The organism is Paraperibacillus esterisolvens (genome assembly GCF_046237625.1).
Lineage (GTDB): Bacteria > Bacillota > Bacilli > Bacillales > DSM-1321 > Paraperibacillus > Paraperibacillus esterisolvens.
This window is the reverse complement of record NZ_CP143545.1, coordinates 4176128-4190877: the sequence shown is the minus strand read 5'-3', so window position 1 is coordinate 4190877 and position 14750 is coordinate 4176128. Positions and strand designations below refer to the sequence as shown.

Sequence of the window (14750 nt, the reverse complement as noted above, 5' to 3'; positions counted from 1 at the left end):
CATGAAGATCGTGATAGCACCTGATTCATTTAAAGAGAGCTTAACTTCACTGGAAGCTGCCCGTGCCATTGAGACAGGATTCAAATCCATCTTCCCTGATGCAGAATATTGCAGGCTGCCGATGGCAGACGGCGGAGAAGGAACGGTACAGTCACTGGTGGATGCCACGGGGGGCAGAATAGAGGAGCGGACCGTGACCGGCCCGCTTGGCAAGCCTGTTAAAGCATTCTATGGGCTTAGCGGCGATGGGCAGACGGCTGTGATTGAGATGGCGGCTGCTTCCGGGCTGCACCTGGTGCCTCCTGCAGAGCGTAACCCGCTGGTCACAACAACCAGGGGAACGGGAGAGTTAATTGCTGCAGCACTTGATACGGGCGTAAAGCATATCATCATTGGAATTGGCGGAAGTGCCACGAATGATGGAGGCGCTGGGATGATCCAGGCGCTTGGGGGAAGACTGCTGGATGCTGCCGGTAAAGAAATAGGTCCTGGAGGCGGTGCACTTCGTGAGCTTGACACAATCGACTTGTCCGGCCTGGATGTGAGATTGCAGAATGTAAGAATTGAAGCAGCGTGCGATGTGGATAATCCATTGACAGGGCGGAGCGGCGCATCAGCTGTCTTTGGCCCTCAAAAAGGCGCCAGTCCAGAAATGGTAGAGCTGCTTGACCAGAATCTCACACACTTTGCCGACATAGCAGAAAGAGCGCTCGGGAAATCCTTCAGAGATACAGAGGGTGCCGGTGCAGCGGGTGGTCTGGGTGCGGGGCTGCTCGCTTTCCTTCAAGCTGAATTGAAAAAAGGAGTCCAGATTGTCCTCGAAGCTGTGAGATTTGAGGAAGCTGTGAAGGATGCCGACCTGGTCATAACGGGTGAAGGGCGCATCGACAGCCAGACCATCCATGGAAAAACGCCAATAGGAGTAGCAAAGGCTGCAAAAAAATATGGTGTGCCAGTCATTGCCATGGCAGGATCACTGTCGATGGACAGCGAAGTGGTTTATGAGCATGGAATTGATGCACTTTTCACCATCGTTCCCGGCATAACCACACTCCCGGATGCATTGGAACATGCAGGAGAGTATATCGAAAGAACAGCAAGGAGCATTGCGGCAGCTATGAAGATAGCCAAAAGGTAAATAACAGGAGGAGCTGCCAGCGGCAGCTGCTTTTTTTGAAGAAAAACCATCATGGATCCATTGCGGATCCCTGTGGTGGTTATGTGCGTCTCCCTTAGGGAAAAAGACCCTTATATCTTTCCAAAAGGGGATGAAGGGATGACAATTAAAGCATTGATTCTAAATTGCACGCTCAAAGGAAGCAGCCAGCCTTCAAATACAGGCGCATTGCTTGATGAGGTAATTAAAGTTTTTAATGAATATGGGGCGGTTACGGAAGTCCTCACGATGGCTGATTATCATATTGGCTTTGGCATCACATATGAAGCGGTGGATGAGCGGGATGAATGGCCGGTCATCTTTGAGAAAGTGAAGCAGGCGGATATTGTGGTGATTGGTTCCCCTGTCTGGCTGGGAGAGCAAAGCAGCCTGGCAACACTGACTGTGGAGAGGTTATATGGAGGAAGCAGCCTTACCAATGAGAAAGGACAATATCTGTATTACAACAAGGTAGGAGGTGCGGTTGTGACCGGGAATGAGGATGGCGCTAAGAATGTAGCGAGCTACCTCATTTATGGATTGTCACATATCGGGTTCACCATACCGCCAAATGCGGATACGTATTGGGTTGGCGAAGCAGGCCCCGGGCCATCCTATATAGAAGCGAAGGGAAATCAAAATGAATTCACGATGCAGCATGCTAAAATCCTGGGTCATAATCTCATTCACTTTGCCAGGCTTTTAAAGGAACATCCGATTCCTGCTGAGGGAAACGTAATAGAAAGCTGAAGATAGGGCGTTTGATTGATCGCATCCAGATCTCGATGTTCCACGTGAAACATATGATGAAAGCCGTTCCCTCTACGGGATAACGGCTTTTTTTCACTTTTATATAAAAATAGCAATTGAGATCAAAAAATATAAATAAAAACCTTTTATAATTGAATCATAGAACGCGAGCGGCAGAGGAGGGGCCATCATTGAATACATACACTCAAGCAATCATACAGGCAGCCCGGTATATAGAGAAGCAAATTCACACAGAAATTACTCTGAGCACTTGAGAACAAGCTGGCAGTATGTTAAAATGACACCAAAAGGTGTTATTTTAATATTGGAGGTTTATATGATGAAAAATGATTTGCCGGAAATTCGAAAGACCATTGTGCTTAAAGCAACAATCGAGAAGGTGTGGAGGGCTGTCTCAACATCAGCGGGCCTTGCAGCCTGGTGGATGGACAATACTATGGAGCCTGTGCTGGGTCATGAATTTGTCCTGCATACAGGTCAATTTGGAGACTCACCATGTAAAATTACGCAATTGGAGCCGCCAAACCGGATCGGATTTGACTGGGATAAGGAATGGCATCTTACTTTTGAATTGAAAGAGACAGAAGAAGGGGAAACAGAATTTACCCTGATACATTCTGGCTGGAATGCTGATAAGTTGAAAATAAGAGAAATCATGGATGGCGGCTGGGAAAAAATCGTCAATGAAAAGCTCCCAGCTTATCTTGAGGCTTAATGTGGGGGAAACTTCCGCTGCACATGATGTATTCCGGGCAGTCGCCGACCCTGTCCGGCGCAGGATGCTGAAGCTTCTTTCAGATAAGGAGATGCCGATCGCGGCGATTTCAGATTGTTTCCCGATCAGCAGGACCGGAGTTAAAAAGCATTTAATCTACCTTTCAGATGCCGGCCTTGTCCGACGCCGGAAGGTAGGGCGGGAAATGCGGTATACGCTTAACGCCGGGCCATTGGCAGAAATTAAGGACTGGGTGTCCTTTTTTGAGGAATACTGGGACGACAGGCTTGCTGCCCTCAAGGATTATGTAGAGAGGGATAGTAATCTGTAATGAATATGGGGTGTGCATGGTACTTATAAGGATAGGTCCTTTTGAATATACTGAAAGAAATCGTACACCTTCAGGAGGAGAGTATGAAGACCTTCCTCATCACCACCCAGATCCTGTATGCCCTCTGCCTGATTCCCTGACTTCCAATCTGGGGATTATCGTTCATGAGCTTTGATGCGGGCATCCATTTCGACAATACAGCTTTTGTCCTTGGAGTAGGGGCTTACCCGGTGGCCTTCCTCACATGTTCCATACTTGCCTGGGTATTCTGTATCCGTTCTAAAAGAAAGGCTGTCATCATCACCTTTATCCCATTTCTTTGGATAGCAGGATTCGGCCTGCTGCTTATCTTTTCTTAAATAAAAAAAGATTCCGCACAGATGGAGTGCGGGATCTTCTTATTATACAAACAAACTGAGCAGCAGGACGAATCCTAGTCCGGCAACTGAAATGATCGTCTCAAGCAGAGTCCAGGTTGCGAAGGTCTCTTTCATGCTTAATCCGAAATATTCCTTGAACATCCAGAAGCCTGCATCGTTTACATGGGAGGCAATCAGACTGCCTGCCCCTGTAGCCAGAACCACAAGTGCAAGATTGACATCCGTCTGGCCGAGCAGCGGGATGACCAGGCCGGCTGTTGTCAGTGCTGACACAGTTGCAGATCCGAGTGAGATACGCAGGATGGCTGCGATGATCCAGGCAAGCAGGATCGGCGATAGAGACGTGTCTTTGAACAGTTCAGCTACATAATCGCCTACACCGCCGTCAATCAGCACTTGCTTGAAGGCACCGCCGCCACCGATGATAAGGAGCATCATGCCGATATGGGCGATTGCATTGGTACAAGAATCCATTACATCCCTAATTGGGATCTTCCTTGCCAGACCCATGGTATAAACAGCGACCAGCAGGGAAATCAGCATGGAAGTGGAAGCATCCCCGATAAAACGAATGGCTGCGAGCATACTATTATCTTCAACGCCCATTGTTTTTTGAACAAGGGTGATGATGGTGGCGATGGACATCAAGATTACCGGAAGCATGGCTGTGAATACACTGATTCCAAAACCAGGAGTGTCTTCAAGCTTAAACGTTTTTTGTTCTCCTAAAGAAGCGATATTGCCCGTTTTGTTGAACGAATCCGGAACGAGCCTCTTGGCGATCTTCGTAAATACCGGACCAGCCAAAATTACGGTAGGAACAGCGATAATGAAGCCATAAAGCAGTACCTGGCCAAGATCGGCGCCGTATTCACCAGCAATGACGGTTGGCCCTGGATGCGGCGGTAAAAATCCGTGTGTGACAGATAACGCTGCCACCATTGGAATGCCGAGAAACAGGATGGAAATCTTTAATTCTCTTGAGATAGCAAACACAATCGGGATTAATAGTACAAGACCCACTTCAAAAAACAGTGCAATTCCGATGATGAAAGAAGCGGCGACTACTGCCCATTGGATATTCTTTTCACCGAATTTATTAACCAGTGTCATGGCGATACGCTGAGCGCCGCCTGAATCTGCGATCAATTTTCCAAGCATGGCGCCAAGACCGAAGATCAGGGCCAGATGGCCGAGTGTCCCGCCGAGGCCGGCTTCAATCGTTTTGACGATATCTGTAAGCGGCATGCCCAATGCCAGGGCGACACCGAATGAAACGATGATCAAGGAAATGAATGTGTTGAGCTTCAAGCCCATGATCAATAATAGAAGAGCTAAAATTCCAAGTGCTACAATAACTAATGGCATGATTGATTCCCCCTAAAATTAATATCTATTTTTTATTGATTAAACTCCTCTGATACTTGGCAATCTGTGTGTAATCCTCTTCAAGAACTCTCGAGAGGCTGATAAAGATAGGCATAAGCTGTCTGTATTCCTTGGCTGCTTCTTCCATTGGCGTATGTCTATAAGTGCTTCCCACCATTTCAGAAACCACGTCAAAGGAATCGATCCTCCCTGTCGCATAGAGCCCCAGGATGCACGCCCCGAGACAGGAGCTTTCATAGCTCTCGGGGACAACCACTTCAGATTCAAAGATATCGGCCATCATCTGGCGCCATACCTCGGACCGGGCGAATCCGCCGGTTGCCTGAATACGGGTGACAGGCCCGTCCATGCACTCAATGAGAGCAAGGAATACCGTGTATAGATTGTAGATGACACCTTCTAAGGCAGCGCGGATCATATGCTCTTTCTTATGAGACATCGTCAGGCCGAAGAAAGAGCCGCGGACATCAGGATTCCATAACGGTGCACGCTCACCTGCAAGATACGGATGGAACAAGAGACCGTCGGATCCAGGCCGTACCCGTTCTGCAATCTTGGTCAATACCTGATAAGGATCGATTCCCAGCCTCTTCGCCGTTTCAATCTCAGATGAAGCAAATTCATCGCGAATCCAGCGCAGGACCATACCGCCATTATTGACAGGTCCGCCGATTACCCAGTGATTTTCGGTTAAGGCATAACAGAAGATCCTGCCTTTATCGTCCACCTGCGGCTGGTCGATGATTGTGCGGATCGCTCCGCTTGTCCCGATGGTAATGGCGATTTCGCCTTTTTTTATGGCATTCACCCCAAGGTTGGACAGGACCCCGTCACTTGCACCGATCACAAAAGGCGTGGCCGGATCGAGATGCATGTCCCTGGCCAGTTCTTCATCACAATTGCTGAATACGGCAGTAGTTGGAACAAGCTCAGATAATTGGCAGGCATTGATTCCTGCTACTTGCAGAGCTTCCACATCCCAGTCCAAATTTTTTAAATTCATCATTCCGGTAGCTGAAGCGATGGAGTGATCAATCACATACTGATCAAAAAGCCTTTTAAAGATGTATTCTTTAATTCCGATGTACTTCTTGGCCCTGGAAGCGATTTCAGGGCGTTCATTCGTGATCCAGGCAATCTTGCTCAGCGGGGACATGGGATGTATGGGTGTACCTGTGCGCTTATATATTTCATGTCCGTTCAATTCGTCCTTAATTTTATGGGTCCACGCTTCACTCCTGTTATCCGCCCAGGTGATGCAGGGAGTCAGCGGCCGGTCATTTTCATCCATGGCAATCAGGCTGTGCATGGCGCTGCTGAAAGATACAAAGGCAATTTTTTTCCCGGGCTGATGTTTCATGATATTTCCGGCAGCGAGGATGAACGCATCGAATATCTCCTCAGGATCCTGCTCTGCTGTTGATATATCAGGGGTGTAGAGCGGATAACCGATATTTTCCTGCTGAATCACTTTTCCATTTTCATCAAATAAAACGGCTTTTGTGCTCGTTGTTCCAATATCAATCCCAAGCATATAGCTAGTCATTTTTCTCCACTCCTTCTGCCAGCATCTTTTGTGACATCCAGAGGTCATCCACTTTACCCTGGACGTCATCGAAATTTTGATGCAGCGATTTAATCATCTTGGCCCGATCCCTTGTTTTAATGGCTTCAATGTATAGTTCATGATTTTCTATGATGCGTCTGAAATCCTCGTAATTTTCTTTGATCCGGACCCGCATCGATATCAGGATAAAGCTTTCCATGACAGGCTTCAGGTTAGTCCAGATCATCAGCATATAAGAATGATTGACGGCCCGGATGATTGTTTCGTGGAATAGAACATCCTGGAAGGAGAATTCGTCCGCATCGCTATATTTGAATGCGACCTTCATCATTTCCAGTATCTTGCTCAGTTCTTTTACCAATTCATCCGTCTCAATTCTAGCAAGCCTTTCAAAGACAAACGTTTCAATGAGAAGCCGTACATCATATATTTCTTCAATTTCCTTTTCCGACAGGCCAATAACCACTGCACCCATTCTTTCAAGACGGATGATGTTTTCCGATGAAAGAATTTTAAATGCCTCCCGCACCGGTGAGCGGGAAACAGAAAATTCAGCAGCTATTTTATTTTCAGACAAGATGGTACCGCTTTCAATCCATCCGGAAATGATCCTCATTCTTAGCTCAGATGCAAGGCGGTCTCCTGTGGAAGCCTTTGCGAGCCATTTGGCAGGATATAGAAATTCGTTTCGCTCGGCCATTTATTCACCTTCTAAGCAACTCAAGTATACTTGTATACAAGTATTATAACTTTCTCCTTTAAATTTGCAAGCGCTTTTATTTTGTAACATTTGGGAACTCCATTCGAACTGCATTCATACATATAAGAAATATTGCGGCTCGCTCGCTTGCCTGCATATTTCTGTTTGCATTAAGAAAGGGGGATACCAGGATGGAAAAGGTAAGAGAGGTCCTGGATTTAATAAACCAGCCGACAAGAAAGGAACTCAAAAAGGCGCTGCTTGACCTGGAGCTTACCCTTGAAGATGTAAAGCCTTTGCTCAGAACAGCAGAAGGCAGGCCTTATTATCGTAAGCTTCTGTATCACAATGAGGAAGTCGAAATGCTTGTGATGAACTGGTCCCAGCTGGAGTGTGCACCCCATGATCATGGCGCTTCCCAAGGCTGGATAAAGGTGCTCTCCGGGAGTTCCCTCAATACTGTATATAAAGTGGATGGAAATGGCTGGCCTGAAGAGTTGTTTGAGGAGCTTCACCAAGATGGAAAGCTTTTTTATGCACCTAGAAAAGGAGTCCACAAGATGAAGGCGGCTGGCCCTGAACTAGTGACTCTGCATCTCTATTCTCCGCCGATCAGCGGGATGAAGGTTTATGACCTGGAGGCATGTGCGGCGTGCATTGTTTCGGATGAATGCGGGGCATGGTGGCCGGAGGAGCTTGCCCAGGAAATCAAGAAGATACAATTGGAGAAACAAAAAAAGCAACTTCCTAATAAATAGAAGGAGTGCCTGATTTTCAGGTTCTCTTTTTTTTTGCGCCGGAATTCAAAAGGTGGTTACTTGAACAAAATAGGGTAAAGAGAGAAGGAAGCAAATACTGTTGCCTTCTTCAGAGAATGGTAAGCATTATAATATTTTTAGGAGGAATTATACGTGTCAAAACATGTTTTAATTATAGTAACCACTGCTGATAAAATGAATGACGGCCATTCCACAGGACTCTGGCTCTCGGAATTCGGAGAGGCATATGTGGCTTTTGCGAAGGCAGGCTATGAAGTGACGGTTGCAAGCCCGCGCGGCGGACAAGCACCTGTGGATGACCGCAGCCTCGAGGGCGGCGAAACACCACAGGAAATACTGGATACGGCCCAATACCTTGAAAACACGCTGAAAATTGAAGATGTTCAGGACCTTTCTAGATTTGATGCCGTTTTCCTTCCCGGGGGCCATGGAACGATGTTTGACCTGCCAGACAATACAAGACTTCAAGAGATTGTCAGGGAGATGTATGAGGAGGATAAAGTGGTAGCGGCTGTATGTCACGGCCCCGCCGGGTTAACGGGTGTCAAGCTTACAGGCGGAACCCCGCTTGTTGAAGGCAGGAATCTCGCTGCCTTCACTGACAGCGAAGAACGGGCAACAGGGCTTGATGTCCATATGCCGTTCCTGCTAGAGACACGTCTGCGGGAGCTCGGTGCCCATGTGATTACAGCGGATGACTGGGTAGATCATGTAATCAGTGATGGAAATCTGATTACCGGCCAGAACCCGCAGTCCACAGAGAGCGTAGCGAAGGCTGTTGTTGAGAAATTAGGAGAATGAAAATCGGAGGCTGTCCCGGATTGTAAGGGACAGTCTCCTTTTTTAAATTCAAAAATATGCAGAATTGCTAATAGAGTAAAGTCTTTTTATATAATTTTAACTAATTAATAATGTTTTTTCGCTTCTGTCACCTTTTTTAGGCATACGTTGTGGCTGTTGATAAAAAAGTGGATTGCAGCGAGAGGCACTCGCTATCCACCGGGCGGACGATGAGCCAAGCCGGGGTTTATGCAGCCAATGGCACTCCTTCCCTAAGCCCTATCAGTTTACAAACAGGGCAATTAGGAGTAATTTTATTCATTGTAAATCTGCATAAATAACAGCACTGAATGAAAAATAAAATACATTCAGATAAGATAGAAGGAGTTTCTCGGCTATGACAAACCAAAAGATTAATGACTTTAATGAAATCGTTAAGAATCGCCGTTCAATCAAGAATTATGATCCGGCTGTAAAAATAAGCAAAGAGGAAATGGAAGAGATCCTCGCACTTGCCACCACTGCACCCTCATCGGTCAATATGCAGCCATGGCGCTTCCTGGTAATCGAAAGTCCGGAAGGGAAGGCGACCCTCGCGCCGCTTGCCCGCTTCAATCAAAACCAGGTTGAAACTTCTGCCGCAGTGATTGCTGTATTCGGCGATCTTAACAACTTTGAGAAGTTTGAAGAAATTTACGGAAGGGCAGTAGAAGAAGGACATATGCCGCTTGAAGTAAAAGAAGGCATTCACAAATCATTCACCGGTTATTTTGAAACCATCTCCCGAACTGACATGGAAGATGTAGTGCTGGTGGATGGCGGCCTTGTTTCTATGCAGCTGATGCTGGCTGCCCGTGCTTATGGGTATGATACAAATCCAATCGGAGGCTTTGAGAAAGATCAGATCGCAGAAGCATTTGGAATGGACAAGGAGCGCTATATCCCTGTTATGCTTATCTCAATCGGTAAAGCAGCGGATACTGGCCATAAGTCTGTCCGCCTTCCCATTGACCGGGTGGCACAGTGGAAGTAAGCTGACCAAATCACAAAAAAGAGGGGAAGATAGTCAATGATTATTATTCACGCTACATTCCATGTTAATCCAGCCAGACAGGATGAGTTCCTGACAGAACTACAGCCGCTGATCGCAGCTTCACGCGAAGAAAGCGGAAATGTATCCTACAGCCTCCAAAAGGATACAGAGAACGAAAATGTCTTCACTATGGTTGAGGTTTGGAAGGATGCGGGGGCAGTCGCCAGCCATAACCAGAGCAGCCATTTCACTTCATTTGTTGGTAAAGCAAAGGACTTCCTGACAGCCCCGCTTGATGTGAAGGCATTCGATGGACAGCCTGTGAAATTGTAAATTCAATAAAAAAGCCCCTGCCTTTTAATCCGGCAGGGGCTTTTAAATAAGTTTATGGGAGAATATTGCCTGCAGCACGATAAATGCTGTACCACTCCTCACGAGTCAGGTGGACATCGCCTGCTTTGATGCAGTCTTTTAGGCGGCCGGTATTCATTGTACCGATCACAGGCTGCATGTGTGCCGGATGACGCAGAAGCCAGGCAACGGCTATCGTTGTATTGCTGACATCATATTTCGCTGCTATTTCGTCGATTTGTTTATTCAACTCCGGAAATTTCTCGTTTCCAAGGAATACGCCTTCGAAGAATCCGTATTGGAATGGAGACCACGGCTGGATGGTGATGTCATGAAGGCGGCAGTAGTCCAGCACACTCCCGTCACGGTCCACCGCTGATTCGTTTTCCATGTTTACATTAATGCCGTTTGAAATCATATTGGCATTGGTGATGCTGAGCTGAAGCTGATTGGCAACCAGGGGCTGTTTCACATATTTCCTCAACAGTTCAATCTGCATCGGCTTTTGATTGGAAACACCAAAGTGGCGCACCTTTCCTGAAGACTCCAGAATATCGAATGCTTCCGCTACTTCTTCCGGCTCCACTAATGCGTCCGGGCGGTGAAGCAGAAGGATATCAAGATAATCGGTTCTTAAGCGCTTCAAAATACCGTCGACTGACTCAAGGATATAATCTTTGGAGAAATCGAACATTCCTTTGCGGATGCCGCATTTGGACTGAAGGATCATCTTCTCGCGTACACCGGCACTCATGCCTGCGGCATCCGCGAAGATTTCCTCGCATTCTCCGCTGCCGTAAATATCCGCGTGGTCAAAAAAGTTGGCACCTTCATCAAGTGCAGTCTGTACAAAACGTTCGGCCTCAGTTTTGTCCAGGGAATTGATGCGCATGCACCCGACCGCAACAACAGGGACTTCTAATTGGCTGCTTCCAAGTTTCATCGTTCTCATGTTTAACATCCTCCAATATTGGAATATAGTAAGAGCGTCACCGATTTTCCGGGACTTTCTGATGTAATTTTATTTTGACACAGAAGGGCGGCAGGCTCAATTTTTAAGGCCTGCAAGTCTTCTGGCCACTTTAACGGGATAAAATGGAGTATAATAACAAAATCATCTCAAACAACAGGAGTAGGTAGCAGTGGATAAGCAAAATAGCAGGTATAGATGGGTCGTATTTGCCTCGGTATTATTTACATATTTTTTGATCGTCAGCCAGCGGACAGCGCCAGGCCTGATCTCAGATCAGCTCATGAAGGACTTCAGTGTGACGGCTTCGACAATCGGGCTGCTTACCAGCGTCCAATTCCTTGCCTATTCCAGTCTCCAGGTCCCCATCGGGGTTCTGTCTGACCGGTTCGGGCCCAATTTCTTCCTTGTCTTCGGAACTCTGCTCACAGGGCTTGGCACAGTTTTATACAGCACAGCGCCGAATGAGCATATCCTCCTTGCGGCAAGGCTGTTGGTCGGGATTGGGGATGCCACAATCTGGGTCAACCTGGTTCTGATTTTGAGCCAGTGGTTTAAAGTAAGAGAGTTTGTAGGACTGCTGGGCTTCGCCGGCATGTCAGGGAGCCTCGGCTTTTTAATGGCCACCGTCCCGTTTTCAGCCTGGATCGCCTTTTCAGGATGGAGGATGCCCTTTTTCACAACAGGCATCATTCTATGCGCCTGTTCTATGCTTCTATATGTTGTACTGATTAAGAAGCCGGCCCGCATAGAGAAGAAACTTCCAAAAAAAGTAAAGAAATCATCCATAAAACGTGAGAAAACGTGGGTGCTCCTGCGCAGGATATTCAGTGACCGCCAGGCATGGGCCGCCTTCCTGTGTCACTTTGGTGCTGTCGGCACTTATGTGGGCTTCATCGGATCCTGGGCTGTGCCCTATGGCATGCATGTTTACGATATGAGCCGCTCTGAATCGAGCCAGCTTATCATGGTCGGCCTGCTGGGTGCGATCATCGGTGCCCCGCTCACCGGCTGGATCTCAAGCCGTATCGATTCGATCAAGCGGCCATATGTAATTGTCCATATCTTCATCTGCCTGAGCTGGGCTGCCTTTCTTTTGTACAGCGGTAAGCCGCCCATGTACATGCTGATTATCCTTTTCCTGATCATCGGATATGGAAATGGAGCCAGTTCACTTACTTTTGCCGTTGTGCGGAAATCTTTTGATATAAAGGAAGTTGGTGTCGTATCAGGCTTTGCGAACACGGGCGGCTTTTTGAGTGCAGTATTGCTGCCAAGCTTATTCGGCAGGGTATTGGATCATTTCAATGGCTCGCCAGACAGTGTAGGCTACCACTACGGCTTCATAATCTCGGTTGTGTTTGCGATGCTCGGACTCGCGGGGGGACTGCTGATACGGGAACGCAGGGAAGGCAGGGAATCAAAGCCAATGACTGGCTGACCTGCCTTTGAAGGATCGGTGTATTCCGGTCCTTCTTTTTTGTGAAAATGGACGGAGCTTTCTTGATCATAAGGTTACATGCAGTTAGATATGAACATCCTTTATCTCTTTTTGTACCTTTATTCCCCCTTCACCGCCTAATTGTGTTTGTTCCTGCTCTTGTCTATGTCCTTTCCATACATGGGCCGCGATTAATTAAACACATGTTTTTTGATGTGGCAGATTGTTTAGCGGTTTTTTCCTGAAAGTATTTACACATGATAAAAAGGGGTATGGAGGAATAAGGAAAATTATGATGAACGTTGGATGGGAGTGCGTAAATGGATATATTAATGACCGTTCTTCTTCTGCTGGTCTGCCTGTTAATCTCAAATATTATCAGCCATTATATACAATCTATACCAGAAGCCCTGATTCAGATAGGACTCGGAGTCCTCTTGACACTGCTGTATAAAGATGTTTCTTTTGAGCTGGAGACAGAGTGGTTTTTGCTGCTGTTCGTGGCTCCGCTTTTATATAACGATGGCCGGCATTTTCCCCGCGAAGAGCTGTGGAAAATGCGGGCACCTATCCTCGGGAATGCCATCATCCTGGTTTTATTGACCACCATTGCAGGCGGGTATTTCGTTCACTGGCTTATACCGGCCATTCCTGTAGCGGCTGCCCTTGCGCTTGCGGCCATTCTTTCGCCGACAGATCCGGTTGCGGTGAACGGGATTGCCAAAAGGGTCAGGCTTCCGAATAAGGTATTGAACCTGGTCAGGGGAGAATCACTGATCAATGACGCTTCAGGCCTTGTAGCATTCAATTATGCGGTTGCTGCAGTAGTAACGGGCTATTTTTCTTTAAAGTCCGCTGTCTTTGATTTTACGTATATGTTTATAGCTGGTGCCATCCTTGGCCTGGTTCTTGGCTTTCTCATCACCTGGTTCCGGTTCACACTGAGACAGAATGGGATTGAAGATGTTATCTTTCATTCGCTGCTGCAGATCATGACACCCTTCCTGATCTTTATCATAACAGAGAAATTTCTTCACGCCTCTGGGGTCATTGCGGTGGTGGTGGCAGGGATTGTTCATGCCCTTGTCAAGGAGCATACCGAAACGATGGTGGCGGAAGAGCAGGTTCTCACCGAGAATATCTGGTCCATGATTTCCTTTATTCTTAATGGCATTGTCTTCTTGCTTTTAGGCTTGAATATCCCTTCTTCCATCAAGGAATCTGTAAAGGATCCGAATATAGAAAATTGGCAGCTGGTCGGATATGCCATCGCCATCAGTGTGGCGATACTTGGTATCCGATTTGTCTGGGCGCATCTGTTTGCCGCTTATGAATATCATACTGAGCAGGGAGAAAAGCCCACGTTCAGGACTACCCTGATGGTCAGTCTGACAGGAGTCCGAGGGTCCATTGCCATGGCAGGGGTGCTGTCGATTCCTATGGCTATAGACAGCGGTGCAGATTTTCCTGAGCGGTCATTGATCCTCTTTTTGGCAGCCGGGGTTATTTTGTTCACCCTGATTGCGGCTACTATCCTGCTCCCCATATTAAGTAAGGAAGAAAGCAGCGGAGAGCAGGACGAGTATATAGATATAGATGAAGCGAAGAAAAGACTTTTGATCGCTGGAATAAGGAAGCTTCATTCCGAGGTGAATGAGGAAAACGAAACGGCAGCTTATGAGCTTATTGAAGAATACAAATTCATGTTTCAACAGGTAAGCCCGTCTTCAACTGAGGATCAGGATACGGACCGGTATCAGGATAAAATGAATGAACTGAGACTCGAAGCCATCAAGACGGAGCGTGATTATATTGAAAAAGAACTGGAAGACGGCGATATCGATCAGGAAACATATGATTTGCTGCAGAAGTTCTTTGATTATCGTGAAGAAGCCCTTTCTAGAAATGCACAATCCGGCTTCTCTTATTTAATCGGAAAAATGGTCAGGGCCTGGAGAAGGTTCAGGGGCCGTCATCCGAAGGAGACGGAGGCGATGGAGGCTAAATGGCGTCTCGGACAGTCTGTGCAGATGGAGGCGCTCCAGGCAGCCCTGGATCACCTGGAGGGTCTAAAGGACAGTGAGCGCAAGGACATGGTGAATGTGGTGATTCTCGATTATGAGAGAATGATCAACCGGTTAAAGGCACCTTCCTCACATTATAATACCGAGAAGGAAGAGGAGAAGGAAGAACTGCGGATCAGGGTCATGGACCTGGAGCGTTCAAAGATCCGGACCATGCTGGAGGCAGGCGAAATCTCAAGGAACCAGGCAAAAGAGTTAAGAAGATTTATCAATTATCATGAAAGCATTACTCTTCAGGAGTATACAGAATGACAAAAAGCCATTGCAGGCTGCCGCAGCTGCTTCCTCCAAGGGAGCGGCTGC

General features: G+C 47.2%; 15 protein-coding genes. 11 read left to right on the top strand and 4 right to left on the bottom strand.

Annotated features, from left to right (window positions below):
- Nucleotide 1 precedes the first annotated feature (1 nt).
- The 5 genes from V1501_RS21015 (at nt 2) to V1501_RS20995 (ending at nt 3332) form a co-directional block, all read left to right on the top strand.
- Complete coding sequence (locus tag V1501_RS21015) at nt 2-1138, top strand: glycerate kinase (protein WP_409290814.1); 1137 nt, start codon at nt 2-4, stop codon at nt 1136-1138.
- A gap of 138 nt (nt 1139-1276) precedes the next feature.
- A complete protein-coding gene (locus V1501_RS21010; RefSeq protein WP_409290813.1) occupies nt 1277-1906 on the top strand; it encodes a flavodoxin family protein in 630 nt (209 codons plus the stop codon).
- Nucleotides 1907-2246: 340 nt separating this feature from the next.
- Nucleotides 2247-2642 (top strand): SRPBCC family protein, encoded by a 396-nt coding sequence (locus V1501_RS21005; RefSeq protein ID WP_409293487.1) that lies wholly within the window; start codon nt 2247-2249, stop codon nt 2640-2642.
- Nucleotides 2611-2973, top strand: a complete 363-nt coding sequence (locus V1501_RS21000; protein ID WP_409290812.1) for an ArsR/SmtB family transcription factor — start codon at nt 2611-2613, stop codon at nt 2971-2973. Before V1501_RS21005 ends, V1501_RS21000 begins: the two co-directional genes overlap by 32 nt.
- A gap of 164 nt (nt 2974-3137) precedes the next feature.
- The gene (locus V1501_RS20995; protein WP_409290811.1) at nt 3138-3332 is read left to right on the top strand and encodes a hypothetical protein; all 195 of its coding nucleotides are present in this window, start codon (nt 3138-3140) and stop codon (nt 3330-3332) included.
- Between the two features lie 42 nt (nt 3333-3374).
- Here the strand turns inward: V1501_RS20995 and V1501_RS20990 are convergent, their stop codons facing one another.
- The 3 genes from V1501_RS20990 to V1501_RS20980 are packed head-to-tail and all read right to left on the bottom strand — an operon-like array spanning nt 3375 to nt 7009.
- A complete protein-coding gene (locus V1501_RS20990) occupies nt 3375-4721 on the bottom strand; it encodes a GntP family permease (protein ID WP_409290810.1) in 1347 nt (448 codons plus the stop codon).
- A gap of 25 nt (nt 4722-4746) precedes the next feature.
- Complete coding sequence (gene gntK, locus V1501_RS20985; protein WP_409290809.1) at nt 4747-6288, bottom strand: gluconokinase; 1542 nt, start codon at nt 6286-6288, stop codon at nt 4747-4749.
- Entirely contained in the window at nt 6281-7009 is a 729-nt protein-coding gene (locus V1501_RS20980) for a GntR family transcriptional regulator (RefSeq protein WP_409290808.1), read from the bottom strand. The genes gntK and V1501_RS20980 overlap by 8 nt, the downstream gene beginning before the upstream one ends.
- A gap of 191 nt (nt 7010-7200) precedes the next feature.
- Between V1501_RS20980 and V1501_RS20975 the strand changes: the two genes are divergently transcribed.
- The 4 genes from V1501_RS20975 to V1501_RS20960 all read left to right on the top strand — a co-directional run bounded on the left by V1501_RS20975 (nt 7201) and on the right by V1501_RS20960 (nt 9934).
- Entirely contained in the window at nt 7201-7767 is a 567-nt protein-coding gene (locus tag V1501_RS20975) for a cysteine dioxygenase (RefSeq protein WP_409290807.1), read from the top strand.
- A 153-nt stretch (nt 7768-7920) separates the two neighbouring features.
- Nucleotides 7921-8589 carry a type 1 glutamine amidotransferase domain-containing protein gene (locus V1501_RS20970; RefSeq protein ID WP_409290806.1) on the top strand — a complete coding sequence of 223 codons (669 nt, stop codon included), beginning with the start codon at nt 7921-7923 and terminating at the stop codon, nt 8587-8589.
- Nucleotides 8590-8965: 376 nt separating this feature from the next.
- Nucleotides 8966-9601, top strand: coding sequence for a nitroreductase family protein (locus V1501_RS20965; protein WP_409290805.1), 636 nt, complete (start codon nt 8966-8968; stop codon nt 9599-9601).
- Between the two features lie 36 nt (nt 9602-9637).
- Complete coding sequence (locus V1501_RS20960) at nt 9638-9934, top strand: putative quinol monooxygenase (RefSeq protein ID WP_409290804.1); 297 nt, start codon at nt 9638-9640, stop codon at nt 9932-9934.
- A 52-nt stretch (nt 9935-9986) separates the two neighbouring features.
- Here V1501_RS20960 and V1501_RS20955 read toward each other — a convergent pair whose 3' ends face one another.
- A complete protein-coding gene (locus V1501_RS20955; protein WP_409290803.1) occupies nt 9987-10904 on the bottom strand; it encodes an aldo/keto reductase family oxidoreductase in 918 nt (305 codons plus the stop codon).
- Nucleotides 10905-11094: 190 nt separating this feature from the next.
- Here V1501_RS20955 and V1501_RS20950 point away from each other — a divergent pair, with 190 nt between their 5' ends.
- Together V1501_RS20950 and V1501_RS20945 are read left to right on the top strand one after the other, a co-directional pair.
- Nucleotides 11095-12363 (top strand): MFS transporter, encoded by a 1269-nt coding sequence (locus V1501_RS20950; RefSeq protein ID WP_409290802.1) that lies wholly within the window; start codon nt 11095-11097, stop codon nt 12361-12363.
- A 320-nt stretch (nt 12364-12683) separates the two neighbouring features.
- Complete coding sequence (locus V1501_RS20945; protein WP_409290801.1) at nt 12684-14699, top strand: Na+/H+ antiporter; 2016 nt, start codon at nt 12684-12686, stop codon at nt 14697-14699.
- The last annotated feature ends 51 nt before the right edge of the window (nt 14700-14750 follow it).